This is a genomic window from Gordonia sp. CPCC 205515 (assembly GCF_048537925.1).
In the GTDB taxonomy this organism is placed as follows: domain Bacteria; phylum Actinomycetota; class Actinomycetes; order Mycobacteriales; family Mycobacteriaceae; genus Gordonia.
Genome location: NZ_JBCLVJ010000007.1, coordinates 549,582 through 564,037 on the forward strand (window position 1 = coordinate 549,582; position 14,456 = coordinate 564,037).

Annotated in this window: 14 protein-coding genes; 7 read left to right on the top strand and 7 right to left on the bottom strand. The window is 67.8% G+C overall.

All coding sequences use genetic code 11. The features are described 5' to 3' along the window. Positions 1–36 precede the first annotated feature (36 nt). Positions 37–1,224 carry an ROK family protein gene (locus AAFP30_RS11655; protein ID WP_419230061.1) on the top strand — a complete coding sequence of 396 codons (1,188 nt, stop codon included), beginning with the start codon at positions 37–39 and terminating at the stop codon, positions 1,222–1,224. Positions 1,225–1,318: 94 nt separating this feature from the next. After that, positions 1,319–3,484, top strand: coding sequence for an RNA polymerase recycling motor ATPase HelR (helR, locus tag AAFP30_RS11660; protein ID WP_419230062.1), 2,166 nt, complete (start codon positions 1,319–1,321; stop codon positions 3,482–3,484). On the opposite strand, the gene AAFP30_RS11665 is transcribed toward helR, so the two are convergent. Beyond that, the gene (locus tag AAFP30_RS11665) at positions 3,468–4,505 is read right to left on the bottom strand and encodes a hypothetical protein (RefSeq protein ID WP_419230063.1); all 1,038 of its coding nucleotides are present in this window, start codon (positions 4,503–4,505) and stop codon (positions 3,468–3,470) included. The two genes, helR and AAFP30_RS11665, sit on opposite strands and share 17 nt — an antisense overlap. Before the next feature lie 94 nt (positions 4,506–4,599). On the opposite strand from AAFP30_RS11665, the gene AAFP30_RS11670 reads away from it, so the two are divergent. Both AAFP30_RS11670 and AAFP30_RS11675 read left to right on the top strand, forming a co-directional pair. Next, complete coding sequence (locus AAFP30_RS11670; RefSeq protein ID WP_419230064.1) at positions 4,600–5,184, top strand: TetR/AcrR family transcriptional regulator; 585 nt, start codon at positions 4,600–4,602, stop codon at positions 5,182–5,184. Between the two features lie 130 nt (positions 5,185–5,314). After that, on the top strand, positions 5,315–5,911 hold the full coding sequence (locus AAFP30_RS11675; protein WP_419230065.1) for a hypothetical protein: 597 nt from the start codon (positions 5,315–5,317) through the stop codon (positions 5,909–5,911). A gap of 7 nt (positions 5,912–5,918) precedes the next feature. On the opposite strand, the gene AAFP30_RS11680 is transcribed toward AAFP30_RS11675, so the two are convergent. From AAFP30_RS11680 to AAFP30_RS11705, 6 genes are all read right to left on the bottom strand, one after another. Continuing rightward, complete coding sequence (locus tag AAFP30_RS11680) at positions 5,919–6,251, bottom strand: response regulator transcription factor (RefSeq protein WP_419230066.1); 333 nt, start codon at positions 6,249–6,251, stop codon at positions 5,919–5,921. A gap of 103 nt (positions 6,252–6,354) precedes the next feature. After that, positions 6,355–7,281, bottom strand: a complete 927-nt coding sequence (locus tag AAFP30_RS11685; RefSeq protein WP_419230067.1) for a hypothetical protein — start codon at positions 7,279–7,281, stop codon at positions 6,355–6,357. A 135-nt stretch (positions 7,282–7,416) separates the two neighbouring features. Then, positions 7,417–8,622, bottom strand: coding sequence for a sensor histidine kinase (locus AAFP30_RS11690; protein ID WP_419230068.1), 1,206 nt, complete (start codon positions 8,620–8,622; stop codon positions 7,417–7,419). Continuing rightward, positions 8,589–9,248: a response regulator gene (locus tag AAFP30_RS11695; RefSeq protein ID WP_419230070.1), complete on the bottom strand. Its 660-nt coding sequence runs from the start codon at positions 9,246–9,248 to the stop codon at positions 8,589–8,591. The genes AAFP30_RS11690 and AAFP30_RS11695 overlap by 34 nt, the downstream gene beginning before the upstream one ends. 136 nt (positions 9,249–9,384) lie before the next feature. Further along, complete coding sequence (locus tag AAFP30_RS11700) at positions 9,385–10,737, bottom strand: hydroxysqualene dehydroxylase (RefSeq protein WP_419230071.1); 1,353 nt, start codon at positions 10,735–10,737, stop codon at positions 9,385–9,387. 37 nt (positions 10,738–10,774) lie between these two features. Then, a complete protein-coding gene (locus AAFP30_RS11705; RefSeq protein ID WP_419230166.1) occupies positions 10,775–11,494 on the bottom strand; it encodes an IclR family transcriptional regulator in 720 nt (239 codons plus the stop codon). Positions 11,495–11,632: 138 nt separating this feature from the next. Between AAFP30_RS11705 and AAFP30_RS11710 the strand changes: the two genes are divergently transcribed. Genes AAFP30_RS11710 through dmpG form a run of 3 tightly spaced genes read left to right on the top strand, consistent with a single transcriptional unit; the run spans position 11,633 to position 14,444 of the window. Then, positions 11,633–12,451: a 2-keto-4-pentenoate hydratase gene (locus AAFP30_RS11710; RefSeq protein WP_419230072.1), complete on the top strand. Its 819-nt coding sequence runs from the start codon at positions 11,633–11,635 to the stop codon at positions 12,449–12,451. Then, complete coding sequence (locus AAFP30_RS11715) at positions 12,448–13,401, top strand: acetaldehyde dehydrogenase (acetylating) (RefSeq protein ID WP_419230073.1); 954 nt, start codon at positions 12,448–12,450, stop codon at positions 13,399–13,401. Before AAFP30_RS11710 ends, AAFP30_RS11715 begins: the two co-directional genes overlap by 4 nt. Then, positions 13,398–14,444, top strand: coding sequence for a 4-hydroxy-2-oxovalerate aldolase (gene dmpG / locus AAFP30_RS11720; protein WP_419230074.1), 1,047 nt, complete (start codon positions 13,398–13,400; stop codon positions 14,442–14,444). Before AAFP30_RS11715 ends, dmpG begins: the two co-directional genes overlap by 4 nt. Positions 14,445–14,456 lie beyond the last annotated feature (12 nt).

Sequence of the window (14,456 nt, forward strand, 5' to 3'; positions counted from 1 at the left end):
GGACACGAGTTTATTAGCAATGCGATTATCGGGAGCATGGCCACGTCGTCGTCAACATCACAATCAAGCGCGACAGCGCGCCTGTTCACGGCGGCACGCCTCATCGACCTCGTCCGTGCGCAACCGGGCATCACCCGGGCGGCGGCGGCACAGGAACTGGGCATCAGCAGCGGGGCCGCGACCGATCTCCTCGCCCGACTACGCGTCGCCGAACTCCTCGACGAGAGCCCTGCCCCGGCGCAGGGTCGCGGCCGGCCCACGACCGTGCTGCACGCCCACGCCCGCGGACCGCTCGTCATCGTCGCCGAGCTCTTGGCCACCGGGTGGCGGGTGGCCTGCGTTGGACTCGACGGCGAACCGCAAATCGAGGCGCAGTCCCCGCGGCTACGGCAGCGACCGGTGCGCGTGCTCGACGACATGGCCGTCGCCATCAGCGAAATCCATGCCCGTGAAGGTCGGCGGGTGCGCGCGGTCTCGGTGTCGGTGGCCGGCACGATCAGTGACGACCGCCTGGTGCAGTTCAGTCCCAAGGGTTGGCTCGACGTCGACCTGTCGCGGCTGACCGCGCAACTCCCCGACGACGTGCACCTGCCCGTCGTGCTCGGCAACGACGCCACTCTCGCCGGACTGGCCGAAGCCCGCACCGGGGTCGCGCGCGACGGTGGCACCGTGCTCCATCTCATCGTCGCGGTCGGCGTCGGTGGCGCACTGATCGTCGACGGGGTGCCCGCGACCGGCGAACATGGCGGGGCCGGCGAATACGGGCACATCCCGTTCGGCGATCCCGCACGCCAATGTCCGTGCGGAGCCTACGGCTGTTGGGGACTTACCGTCGACGGGCTGGCGCTGGCCGAGCTATGCGGCGATCCAGCACCTCGCAATCCGATCACCTACGCGCACAAACTCATTGCGAAGACCGCGCCGACTCTCCGCGAGCAAGCGGCGTTCGACAGTGTCGCAGCCTCGCTCGGCCGCGGTGTCGCCGCACTGGTCAACCTGCACGACCCGGCCCTGGTCACCTTGGGTGGCCTTGCAATCCCATTGCGTGCCAGATCATCTGAATCCTTCGACGCCGCCTACCAGAACGGATTGATGGCTTACCGACGGCCGTCACCGACACCGGTACTCGACGGTATTCATGGCGACGACGGGCCGTTGCGGGGCGCCGCGATTCGCGGGATCGATCACATCACGACGGCAGAGGCGTTGGCCGAGTGGGTGTGAGTGACGGCAGCTGAACTGTTGCTGCCACTTTCAACATATACCGGAGTGGGGGCCTTGCGGCAAGACCCCCACTCGGGTGCACAATCGGTGCCCTATGCCTGATCAGAGACCATTCCCGCCCCGCACCGCCACCGTCTTCGACCTGCCGCCACGAGCCGACTCGAAAGCCGACCCGAGATTCATCGCCGACGACGAGCACCATTTCGCAGTCCTGCAGGACAGCCTCGAACGATCGATGACGGAACTGTCCGTCCGCATCGACGCGTTACGCACCGCACCGGCCCGCAAGGGACGCCAGGCCGTCGACCGCGACATGGAGATCCACGACGCCACCTCCCGACTGCGCACCTTGCAGCGCTACAGCGTGGATCTGTGTCTGGGCCGGATGCGCGGCGACGACACCACCTACATCGGCCGCCTCGGCCTGACCGCACCCGACGGCCGACAACTCCTGGTGGACTGGCGCACCCCGATGGCCGAGCCGTTCTTCGCCGCCACCCCCGCCGCGCCTTTGGGATTGGTTGATCGTCGCCGCTACCGCTGGACACAGGGACGCATCACCGACTACTGGGACGAGGTCTTCACGTCCGCGACCACTCGCGATGACGTTGTACTCGACGAGGATTCAGCCTTCATCGCCAGTTTGGGTGCCAGCCGATCCCCGCGGATGCGCGATGTGCTCGGCACCATCGCGGCCGACCAGGACGCCATCATCCGCGCGGATTCCCATGGTGCGCTGGTCGTCGACGGCGGTCCCGGCACCGGGAAGACGGTGGTGGCGTTGCACCGTGCCGCCTATCTGCTCTACACCGATCCACGATTGAAGGGCAATCGCGGCGGCGTGCTCGTCGTCGGACCGCACGAGCCGTATCTCGGGTACGTCGCCGATGTCCTGCCGAGTCTGGGCGAGCACAGCGTCGCCACCTGCACTCTGCGGGATCTCCTGCCCGAAGGGGAAATCGCAGTGGCCGAGGCGGATTCTTCGGTCGCGGGGCTCAAGTCGTCGGCGCGGATGATCGATGCCATCGAGACCGCGGTCCGCTGGTACGAGGAGGCGCCGGCGCAGCGGATCGTCGTCGAGACCGAGTGGGCCGACGTCGCTCTCACGCGTTCCGACTGGGCCGAGGTGTTCGCCGCACCGGACCCCGGGACACCGCACAACGAGGCGCGACCGCAGATCTGGGATGCGCTGGCCGCCATCGTCGCCGATCGCATCGGCGACGAGGTACCGACAGCCGACGTGCGAACGTCCCTGGCTCGGAACAAGGAACTGGCCGCGGTGGTGCATCGCACGTGGCCGATGCTCGACGCCGAGGACATCGTCGGAGACCTGTGGTCGGTACCCGCGTTTCTGCGGATGTGCGCGCCATGGCTCTCCGCCGAGGACCGTCAGCTGTTGCAGCGCACGGATGTCCGCGCGTGGACGGTCGCCGACCTACCGCTGCTCGATGCCGCCCGGTACCGGCTCGGCGACCGGGACGCCGACCGCCGAGCGCAGCAACGCGCGGCAACACTCGCGGCGGAACGCCGTCGGATGGATGACGTGGTCCAGGATCTACTCGACGCCAACGTGCACGACGACGGCGAAGGTCTGATGTCGATGCTGCGCCAAGAGGATCTGCGCGACGTACTCGTCGACGAGGGGGCCGCCGACGCCGCGACACCCGATGCGCTGGCCGGACCGTTCGCGCACATCATCGTCGACGAAGCGCAGGAGCTGACCGATACCGAATGGCGAATGCTGCTGCGCCGCTGTCCGTCACGCAGCTTCACGGTCGTCGGTGATCGGGCGCAGGCGCGGCATGGGTTCACCGAGAGTTGGGGTGAGCGGCTCGAGCGCGTCGGCCTCCGCGACACACGCACCTTGTCGCTGACGATCAATTACCGCACGCCGGAGGAGATCATGACGGCGGCCGCACCGGTGATCCGCACGGCAATCCCGGACGCCAACGTGCCGACGTCGATTCGCAGCAACGGAATTCCCGTCCACAACGCCCCGATCGGGCAGCGCGATCAGATCCTCGACGACTGGCTGCGGGCCAACCCGGACGGCACCGCATGCGTGATCGGCGATCCGTCGTTCGCCGGTCGGGATCGCGTACGCTCGCTGACCCCGGTCACCGCCAAGGGTTTGGAGTTCGACCTCGTGGTCCTGGCCGAACCGGAGCGCTTCGGTGACGGAATCGAAGGGGCGGTGGACCGCTACGTGGCGATGACTCGCGCCACGCAGCGGCTCGTCGTCCTCAGCGGTGGCCAGTAGCTTCATCCTCCCCGATCGCCTCAGCGATCAGGTGTTCGGGACCGTCCGGCTCGGGTCGATTCCGGTTGCGCCACTCCGCGATTCCGAACAATGCCGACCCGGCGACGAACCAGCAAACGAGTACCACGAAGGCGTGGGTGGCGCCGTGACCCTCGAAGAACACCACGTCGCGCAGCAGTGATCCGGTAGCGCCCGGGGGCAACAACTGCCCGATCCACCCCCACGGCGTGGGCAGCATCTCGGGTGCGCTGGACAGCCCGGACAGTGGGTTGCCCAGCAGGATCAGCAAGATCGCCGCGATCCCCAGGCCCAAGCCGCCCAACAGTTCCCGCAGACCGAGCACCATCATCGCAGTGGCCGCGATGCCCAGCATCGCTGCCAGTGAGGTGAGCCAGTAGTTGCCGTCGAAGGTGCCGACGATGAACTGCAGGACCGCGGTCAACCCGAGACCGCCGACGACGGCGAAGCTGGCGACGGCGATCAGTCGGCCACGGAAGCTGTGCAGCATCATCATGATGACGACGGCACCGATCCATCCGCCGAGTGCGATGGGCAGTGCGCCGGCGGCGAGACCCGCGCCTCGAGGGTCTTTGTCGGGGAAGGACTTCAGATCGGTGACGGTCGCGGTCCCGTGCTGCGCTTCGGCAAGGTTGTTACCGATCGCCTCGATGCCGGTCGCCACCAGCACACTGCCCGCGGTCGCCACCAACGTGTGCACATCGCCGTTCGGTTGCAGGACAAGCGCACCGTAGATCTCGCGGTGCAGGATCGCGTCGCGGGCCGCGGCCTCGTCGTCGTAGCTAGAGATGTCGAATCCGTCGGCCTTGGATTGCAGCGCCGCCACGGCCGGCGCCGGCCCTACGACACCCACCGGAACATCGTGCGGCGCCGATCGTGCCGCGGGCAACGCGAAGGCCATCAGCATGACGCCCAGCAGGACGGTGAGGCCGACGACCAGCACAGGGATCTTCTTGTTCTCGTTCGGCGCCGCTGATGCGCCGCCTGCTCCGTTGTTGAACATGTGTTTTCACCTCAACGAGATACGGACAGTTTCTTAATTCTGAGGGTTAAGGTAACCTGCCAGAATAGGAAACGCAACGTATCTAGGAGGATCGGTGACAGCCACCCGTCGGAGAGGCGCCGAGCTCGAGCAGGCGATCCTGGCTGCCGTGGTCGCCGAGGTCACCGAACGTGGGTACGCAGCAACCACATTCGAGGGCGTGGCAGCACGGGCCGAGACCAGTAAGCCGGTGCTCTACCGTCGCTGGTCGTCGAAGGCCGACATGGTGATCGCCGCGGTCGGCGGGGTTCTGCGGCCGCTCACCGCGCCGGACACCGGCACGTTGCACGACGACACGGCCGGTGCACTGCGCCTGCTGCGCAAGCACATCACCCGAGTCAAACGCCAGACCATCCTGGGACTGCTCGCCGATCTGGATACCGCGGGCCGCCGGATACTGCAGGAACTGCTGCTGACGCGTAGCCAGGAGATCATTCGCCCCGCGATCGACCGCGCCCGGGATCGCGGCGAACTCGGCGACGGCGTCATCGACGACCGACTGCTGAGCCTCCCGTTCGACCTCGCCCGCCATGATCTGCTGTTCACTGGCGAACTGCCGGACACCCGCATCGAGAAGATCGTCGCCGACGTCGCGTTGCCACTGTGGTCATCGTTGGCCGGTCCGGGATCGGCCGGGTAATGGCGACGAAGACTCGATCACTGCGACGACCTGGTGTGAGATTGCTCCCGTTCCGCGGGATCAAACTGGCATCGACGACCTCCCCGGTGGCACCGTGGAGGTACGTGTGCTCGGGAGGTGAACTCGGATAATGGCCGAATCGATTTTAGTGCCCAGACGATGGCCCATCTCCCGACTCGCCAGTCGCAATCCCCTGGTCCGCGCATCGGATCGGTTTGAGGCGCTGGCCCATTGGATCGCCGTGATCTTCGCGGTGATCGCCATCCCGCTGGCCGTGTCGGTGGGACAACACATTCACAGCTCACTCCTCGAGACGCAGGCGCGACAAACCGCGGCCGTCCACACGGTGCAGGCGACCGCGAACGAGAAGAGTTCGTCGCTGCTCACGCCGGACGGCGGGGACTCCATGGTCGAGGCCCGCTGGTCCTACAACTCGGTCGCCCACGTCCAGTCGGTGCACGTCGACTCTGCGGTCGACACCGGTGAGCAGTTCCCGCTCTACGTCGACGACGAGGGCAAGCCGAGCACCGAGCCGATGACCTCGGCCGACGCCATGGCCAACACCGTCCTGGTCGCGACCACCTTCTACGTCGGCGCGATCACTGCGTCCATCCTGTTCGTGATGGCCGCCGGGTGGATGCTCGGACGGTTCCGGCGTCACGCCTGGGACCTCGAACTGGCGCAACTGACCGACAGCGGCGACGGCTGGGCGCGGCGCGACAGCTGACGCACGGTTACGATCGGGCCACCGACATGATGGCCGCGCCGGTCGCCGCACTGGGCTCCAGCCCGATCTGTCGCGCGACATCGCTGAGCGTGACGTAACCATCCTCGATCGCCCGTATGAGCAACGCGACCTTGGTGTTCGCCGGGCGGCCCGCCGCTTGATACTTCCCCCGAATCCGCGCGAGATGGGTGTGCACCGTCGCATCGGTGATGAACAGTGCCTGGGCCACTTCACGTTTCGATTCACTGACCAACCAGCGTGTGAGCACCTCGACCTCACGATCGCTGAGCAACCGAATCGGACGCGACGGCAACGGTTCGGACGGCAGCGGCTCGGTCATCGGGGCGTCTCCTCGAGGATGCGTGAAACGAACTCTCACCATGACGTTACGAAGACCCGACAAAAGCGGCCAGACACAACTTCGGGTGCCCCCGAACGTGGGGTCAGCTGTAGGAACGAATCCGGCCGGTCTGATCGATCTCGGATCGCACGCTGGATCCGTCGGTTCCGCGACGCAGCACCGATGCCGCGATCGGGCGGTCAGGCGCCGATACCCGCACGAACACCTGCCCGTGGTCCGCGGCGTCGAGGACCTCACTCGCCAGTTCTTCCACCGCTGCCGCCACCCGGGAGTCCACGTCGACTCCACCGGAGCTGTCTGCGCGGGAGTCGTCGATGAACACCACCTCGACACCGCGGGTCCGGGCGCGATAGGCGGGGTCGTCGAGGTTGAGTGTCGACATCAGCGGAGCGCGCAGCCGGTCACGCAGGTGGGCTTCGAGCAGTTCGCACTCGGTTCGTTCGGCGGCGGTGAGTTCGTCGCCGGACGCGATTCGCTCGAGCAGCGGCCGGGCCATCTGATCGAGAAACCGCACCTGATGGAGACGTTCCTCGGTCGCCGCGGTCTCGGCCGCGAGCTGTCCGACCTGGGTCATGGTCTGCGAGCGCAACGCAAACACCTCCTTCGCGGTCGGCCGCAAGGTGAAGGAGAACAGCGTTGCCATGATGAGCGGTGCGGCGTCGATGGCGACCAATCCGGCGCTGCTGACCATCGAATGCCCGACCGAATGGCCCCACCAGGCGAATATCGCGGCTTCGGCAGCCAGCCCTATCCACGGCGCCACCCGCCGGCCGCGCACGCACATGAACGTGTAGATCGCGACCGCACCACCGTGTACCCAGGTGACCAATACTGAGGATGCCGCAGCGCTGGGCGTCACCGACAGCGCGAAGCCGCACGCCAATGGCCCCACCGAAGTGAGAGCTACCGTCATCGGCATCGACAGCGGATCGCCTGGCACCTGCACGATGGCGATCGCACCCACGGTCAGGATCAGTGCGGCGACGATGGTCGGCCAGACGGGCGACACCCCGTCGAGGGACGAATGCGGTGGCGGTCCACGTCGAGGCGAGGAATGCACCCAGCACCAGCCAGGCACCGGGTTGCCGCATACCGAGCAGATCGCGGACATCTTCGCGCTCGGCGGGGGCGTAATGCGGTTCGGTCATCGCACCCACTCGAGCAGCACCCGGGTGCCGTGCCCAGGGCGCGAATCGATGTGCGCGGCACCACCGTTGACCTTGCTCATCCGGCCTCGGATGCTGACCGCGATTCCCAGGCGGGATGCCGCCACCACGTCGGGGTCAAAGCCGACCCCGTCATCGACCACCTCGGCACGCAACCGATCCGGTTCAGCCACCACCGTTACCTCCACGGTTGCCGCCGCACCCGCATGCCGCCGACTGTTGCGCACCGCTTCGGCGGTGGCCGATGCCATCGCGGAGACCGCGGCGCCCGGATATGCCTCGTCGAGTTCGGCTCCGTCGACAGCCACCCGGAGTGCGGGATCGACGAGTGCGACCGCGGCCCGGACCGCGCTGGTCGCCTCGAAGGCGGTGACCGAGAGCGGTTCCTGGCCCTGCCCCGCCTGATCCACCGCGTGCAGCGCGGCATGCGCGTCCTGCGCCAGTTCCGGCGAGGCGCCGCGGCGTGCGGCCAGCAGCAGCGTGGACATGACGTTGTCGTGGGTCAATGCGTCGAACCGCGACCGTTCGGCTGATCGTGCCCGCGCCGCCGCGACGTCGGCGGTCACCTGATAGGCACGGGCGCGGGTGGCGTCGAGGATGCCCGCGGTTCGGATCGCCATCACCGACGCGGCCACGAAGATCAGCGAGAACGAGAAGGCCCACGCGACATCCGCGACGATCGGGCCGCCGAGTTCCGGCAATCGGGACGCGTGGCTGATGACCACGGTGGACACACTGACGACCGCGAGGTAGACGAACGGGATGACCGCCCGGAAAGCCAGTGCCGAGGCGATCGCCGGCAGGCCCGAGAACTGCGAGAACCAGATACCGCTCACCGTGTCCATGACCGTCCCGTTCCATCCGAACCACCACAGCGCCAGGGTGAGCAGGTACCCCGCCGAGGCGGTTGCCGCAGCGATCCGCATCCGCCGGATATCGCCGCGCCAGCTCAGTGGGCCCAATGCGATCCCGGTCCCGAACGTGAGGATCAGCGCCGAGACCGTCCACCAGGTGTCCATGATGGGCAGCGAGTCGACGACCATGGACGCAGTCATCGCCGCGTACGCAAGGTAGCCGACGGAGACGAACACCGACATCAACCGCAGGATGCGTCGGCCGGCGAGTTGGTCGCGTTCGTCGTCGTCGACGGTCAGCGGCGGAAGCGCCGCGGTATCGGCAGCCATCCATCCTCGATCGCACGCTTGTACAGGTCGGTTTTCGTCGGCGCCGGCCGTCCCGCGGTGGTGTAGCGGGAGCGGATGCGGTTGACGTAGTCGCTGACGGTTTCGGCGGAGATGTCGAGTTCACGGGCCACCCGGGCCGACGACTCCCCCGCCGCGTAAAGCTCCAGCACTCGGCGCAACTGCGGGGACAGGTCAACGAATCCGGAGTCGGAGTCGATGGCCGCGGCCCAGTCGATGCCGGGCACGGTGTCGCCGGCGAGCGCCTGCCGAATTGCCGCCAATAGCTCTGATTCCCGCACGTTCTTACGGACAACGCCGAGAACGCCGGCGCTCGCGGCCTGCCGGACCAGGTACATCTCGTCGCCCGAGGTGTAGACGAGAGTCGGGATACCAGCCTGGGCGAGGGTGTCGATGTTGGTGATCGGGGAGGTGCCGTCGTCGAGCCGGAGGTCCAGGAGTACCAGGTCGATGTCGGCGGTCACGGCCAACAGCTCCGCGACCGTACCGGCGCCGGCCACCAGGTCCATGTCGGTCTGGTCGTCGAGGGTGGCGCGCAGCCCACGCACGATCTGCTCGTGATCATCGACGACTCCTACACGCCACACCCGCTGCGGGGATTCGGTCATGCCGAATATCATTGCCGACGCCAACGACATTGGCGCACCACGGCACGCCGTGCGCCCACTCCGGCGGGGTGCAGCGGTTACGGCTGACGGGTCCAGTGTGCGGGGACGGCGACGATTCCGGTGTCACCCATGCGGGTCAACTTGGCGTGTTGGCGTACTCGAGAATCACCTCGACGGCGCGGGCCGCGCTCTGGCAGGCGCCCTCCATGGTGGTGGTCCAGTCGGTGCGGGTCCAATCGCCGGCCAAAGCCAGCCCACGGACTGCGGTGCGCTGGTCGGGACGAATGCCGGCGGTGCCGGGACGCTGGGCGAACGTCGACTTCGGCATCCGCACGACATGACTGTGGAGCACCTGCGCGTCGCGGGCGTCCGGGAAGTACTTGCGCAGCATCTCCATCTGGATCTCGGTGATCTCCGCGTTCGTCTTGTGCGTCAGCTCGTAGGCCGCCGACACGGTCGTCGAGTAGAAGTGATTCTGCGACGCGTCACGACCGTGCATGCGTTGCCGATCCCAGACTTGTTCCAGCACGCCCTCACCGCCATGCAGGACCTCTCCCCAATCGCTCATACCGATGGAGCGGTCGAGGTACAGGTTGACGCTGACGATGGGGACGGGCGTCAATTGTTCTGCCGCCGCGTAGATCTCCTCATGGCCGGGTACCTGATCGAGCAGTCCGTGCACGTTCCAGACGGGTACCGCGCAGATGACCGCGTCGGCGGGCACCTGCTCCCCATCGGCCAGGGTGACGCCGGTGACCGTGCCGTCGGCGACGTCGACCGAACTGACGACGGCTCGGTGCCGGATCTCGACTCCGTTGTCCGCGAACACCTTTTCCGCGCCGTCGAGGAACAGCGTGTCGAGGTCGACCGTCGGGTAGCCGATGGAGATGGGGGTGCGGGTTTCGCGGGCGCGACGCATCCCGGTGACCAGCAGGTCGGCGGGCACCTTCGCCGACGAGATGTCGGGTTTATCGCCGGTCAGGCCGATGACGATGCCGTCCCAGAGGGCGTCGCGCGCCGACTGCGGCATGCCGATGCGCCGGAACCATTCGTCGGCGGTGATCTCGTCGAGCCACGACGGCTGGCGAAGCGCCTGCCGGATGAGAGTCGCCTGGGCGCGTGCGGTGCGCAATTTGTCGAGGCCGCGCACGCCCGGCAGATCGCCGACGGCGGTGCGCACTCCGTCGAGGCCACCGAAGCCCGATCGACGGGTGGCGCCGCCTGGCATGCGGATCGTCATGCGTCCGGGGAAGCAGACGTGGTCGCGGGTGCCGACGCTGTCGAGGTAGCGCATCAGGTGCTGGTAGCCGCTGGCGAAGACGTGCTGTCCGTTGTCGGGGACGTCGTCGACGACGGCCAACGGTATCGAGATGGTGCGCCCGCCAAGCGATCCGCGCCGCTCCAGCAGCGTCACCCGATGGCCCGCCTCGGTCAGCCATACCGCCGACGCCAGGCCGGCCAGTCCCCCACCCACGACCACGCAATGCATGCGGTCAGGATAGTGGCCGGCGCGTTCGCGCGTGAGACTACGACCGCAATTCGTCTCGTCGGGTGAGCGCATGGCCGACGTTGTCGGCCGCCGCCCGGACGATCGTGGCGTGCGCCTGCGGGCGGAACCGGTGCGACGGGCCGGTCACGCTGACCGCCCCGATGAGGTCGTCGTTCTCCCAGATCGGCGCGCCGACACAGACCACACCGGCCGCCGATTCCTCGAATTCGTAAGCGACACCGTCGTTTCGGATGCGGTCGAGTTGGGTGCGCAGAGTTCCGGGTGCGACGACGGTGTGCCGGGTGCGCCGGACGAGCGGCCGACTCAGCACCTCATCGCGCAGCCCCTCGCTACTGAACGCGAGCAGAGTCTTACCGATTGCCGTGCAGTGCAACGGCATTCGGCCGCCAACCCGCGACGGCGCGGCAGCCTGTCGATGTCCGCCGATCTTGGACAGGTAGACGACCTCGGCGCCGTCGACGACGCCGAGATGCACGGTTTCGCCGGTGCGGACGTAGAGGTCTTCCATGAACGGGGTGGCCACCTCGATGAGGCTGCGTTCCACCGAGGCCCGCATCCCGAGTTCGAACAGGTGGCTGCCGAGGCGGTAGCCGACGTCGGTGCGGTCGATGAGCCGCGCCTCGGTCATGTCGGCGAGCACGCGGTGCAGGGTGCCTTTGGACAGCCCGGTGCGGCGGCCGAGTTCGGCGAACCCGAGCACCGCGTCGTCGATGCGGAACGCGTGCAGCACCAGCATGACCTTGCCCAGCACGGTTGTCGGATCCACGCCAGCCACCCTACCCACCGAGTTCCGCTCACCGGAACCAAACGCTGGCCCGCCCCTCTACCAGCCGCAACAGTGGACCTCGACACCCCGCAGAGCATTGGACACCTCATGAACACAACCGAGTCATCGGTCACGACGTCGGCGATCGCCGACGCGGCCGAGCGGCTGCGTACCGCCCAGATCACCCGGACCGCGTGCACGCCGGTGCGCGACCTGATCGGCACCGACGACGTGGCCGCCGCCTACGCAGTGCAGCGCACCCAGATCGATGCCCGCATCGCCGCCGGCGCCCACGTCGTCGGACGCAAGATCGGGCTCACCTCCCCAGCCGTGCAACAGCAGTTGGGTGTGGATCAGCCCGACCTGGGTGTGCTGCTCGAGGACATGGCCGACACCGAGGAGTCGGGCACCTCGCTCGCCGGGTTGCTGCAGCCCAAGGTGGAGGCGGAGGTCGCCTTCGTCCTCGCCGCCGATCTCGCCGACGGCGATCTCGATCCCGCGCAGATCCGCGCCGCCGTGGCCTACGCCGCACCGGCCATTGAGATCGTGGACAGTCGGATCGCGAACTGGGACATCACCTTCGGTGACACCGTCGCCGACAACGGGTCCAGCGGCCGCTTCGTGGTCGGCACCACGCATCGCACGCTCGACGAGTTCACTCCGGTCGAGGCGTCAATGACCATGACCGTCGACGGCGCGCAGATCTCCGCCGGCACCGGCGACGCCTGCCTCGGCGATCCGCTCAACGCGCTGCGCTGGCTGGCGATCACCGCCCGCGATTTCGGCGATCCTTTGCGCGCCGGCGAGGTGATCCTGTCCGGTGCGCTCGGCCCGATGGCCGCGGTTACCGGCCCCTGCACCGTCACCGCCGAGATCAGCGGACTCGGTTCGGTCACCGCCACTTTCATCAAGGAGAAGACCAAATGAGTGACACCAAGACCGGTGTGGCCATCATCGGTTCCGGCAACATCGGCACCGACCTGATGATCAAGGTGCTCCGCACCGCCGAACATCTGCAGATGCGCGCGATGGTCGGCATCGACCCCGACTCCGACGGCCTGGCCCGCGCCCGTCGGCTCGGCGTCGCCACCACCGCCGACGGCGTCGACGGGCTGATCGCGATGCCCGAGTTCGACGACATCGACATCATCTTCGACGCCACTTCGGCCAAGGCGCATGTCGCCAACGCCGAGAAGCTGCTGCCGCTCGGCAAGCGTCTCGTCGACCTCACCCCCGCCGCGATCGGCCCGTACGTGGTGCCGGCGGTCAACATCGACGACCACCGCGATGCCCCCGACGTCAACATGGTGACCTGCGGCGGGCAGGCGACGATCCCCATCGTCGCCGCCGTGTCCCGAGTGACGCCGGTGCCCTATGCGGAGATCGTCGCGTCCATCGCGTCCAAATCGGCAGGTCCGGGTACCCGCGCCAACATCGACGAGTTCACCGAGACCACCAGTCACGCCATCGAAGCGGTCGGCGGCGCGGGCCGCGGTAAGGCGGTGATCATCCTCAATCCGGCCGAGCCGCCGCTGATCATGCGCGACACCGTGCTCTGCCTGATCGCCGACGCCGACCCGGCCACCCACGACAAGATCCGTCAGTCCGTCGTCGACATGGTCGCCGAGGTGGCGCGCTACGTGCCGGGCTACCGACTCAAGCACGAGGTGCAGATCAGTCCCGTGCCCGAGGGACAGCCAGTGCACACCCTCGCGCCGGAGGCCGGGAGCGCAACCCACCAGGTGTCGGTGTTCCTCGAGGTCGAGGGCGCCGCCCATTATCTGCCGGCCTACGCCGGGAACCTCGACATCATGACGTCGGCCGGTCTGCGCTACGCGGAGACCATCGCGTCACTCACCACCACGGAGGCACGATGACCACCGAACCGACCACCCAACTCTTCATCCAGGACGTCACCCTGCGCGACGGCATGCACGCCGTCCGCCACCGCATCACTCCCACCGACGTCGGCCGGATCGTCGCCGCCCTCGACGCAGCCGGGGTGGACGGCATCGAGGTCGCCCACGGCGACGGACTCGCCGGCGGCGGCCTCAACTACGGTCCCGGCTCCCACACCGACTGGGAGTGGATCGAGGCGGCCGCGGCGAACCTGAACCACGCCCGGCTGACCACCCTGCTACTTCCCGGCATCGGCACCATCAAGGAACTGCAGCACGCCTACGACCTGGGGGTGCGGTCGGTGCGGGTGGCCACGCACTGCACCGAGGCCGACGTCGCCGCCCAGCACATCGGCACCGCCCGCGAACTCGGCATGGACGTCTCCGGCTTCCTGATGATGAGCCACATGACCGACGCCGCCGAGCTGTCCCGGCAGGCCAAGCTGATGGAATCCTATGGCGCGCACTGTGTGTACGTCACCGACTCCGGCGGCCGTCTCACCATGGACGGCGTCCGTGACCGGGTGCGTGCCTACCGGGACGTGCTCGACGCCGACACCGAGATCGGTATCCACGCCCACGAGAATCTGTCGCTGGCCGTGGCGAACTCGATCACCGCCGTCGAGGAGGGCGCCTACCGCGTGGATGCGTCACTGGCCGGGCACGGTGCGGGAGCCGGCAACTGCCCGATCGAACCGTTCATCGCGGTCGCCGACCTCAACGGGTGGAAACACAACAGCGACCTGTTCGCACTGCAGGATGCCGCCGACGATCTGGTGCGGCCGCTGCAGGATCGGCCGGTGCGGGTGGATCGCGAAACCCTCACCCTCGGATATGCGGGGGTGTACTCGTCGTTCCTGCGGCACGCCGAGGTCGCCGCCGACCGCTACGGCCTCGATGTCCGGTCGATCCTGGTCGAGGTCGGCCGACGCGGCCTGGTCGGCGGTCAAGAGGATCTCATCGTCGACATCGCGCTGGATCTCGCCGACCGCGAACCGTCGGCGACCGTAGGATCACGATGACGAAGGGGGCCT

Bases quoted from the DNA above. Each gene is read 5' to 3' on its own strand.
- AAFP30_RS11665 (WP_419230063.1), bottom strand. From the start codon at position 4,505: ATGTTCAACAACGGAGCAGGCGGCGCATCAGCGGCGCCGAACGAGAAC.
- AAFP30_RS11700 (WP_419230071.1), bottom strand. From the start codon at position 10,737: ATGCATTGCGTGGTCGTGGGTGGGGGACTGGCCGGCCTGGCGTCGGCG.
- helR (WP_419230062.1), top strand. From the start codon at position 1,319: ATGCCTGATCAGAGACCATTCCCGCCCCGCACCGCCACCGTCTTCGAC.
- AAFP30_RS11695 (WP_419230070.1), bottom strand. From the start codon at position 9,248: ATGACCGAATCCCCGCAGCGGGTGTGGCGTGTAGGAGTCGTCGATGAT.
- AAFP30_RS11690 (WP_419230068.1), bottom strand. From the start codon at position 8,622: ATGGCTGCCGATACCGCGGCGCTTCCGCCGCTGACCGTCGACGACGAC.
- AAFP30_RS11655 (WP_419230061.1), top strand. From the start codon at position 37: ATGGCCACGTCGTCGTCAACATCACAATCAAGCGCGACAGCGCGCCTG.
- AAFP30_RS11675 (WP_419230065.1), top strand. From the start codon at position 5,315: ATGGCCGAATCGATTTTAGTGCCCAGACGATGGCCCATCTCCCGACTC.
- AAFP30_RS11705 (WP_419230166.1), bottom strand. From the start codon at position 11,494: ATGCTGGTGCTGCACGCGTTCCGCATCGACGACGCGGTGCTCGGGTTC.
- AAFP30_RS11680 (WP_419230066.1), bottom strand. From the start codon at position 6,251: ATGACCGAGCCGCTGCCGTCCGAACCGTTGCCGTCGCGTCCGATTCGG.
- dmpG (WP_419230074.1), top strand. From the start codon at position 13,398: ATGACCACCGAACCGACCACCCAACTCTTCATCCAGGACGTCACCCTG.
- AAFP30_RS11710 (WP_419230072.1), top strand. From the start codon at position 11,633: ATGAACACAACCGAGTCATCGGTCACGACGTCGGCGATCGCCGACGCG.
- AAFP30_RS11715 (WP_419230073.1), top strand. From the start codon at position 12,448: ATGAGTGACACCAAGACCGGTGTGGCCATCATCGGTTCCGGCAACATC.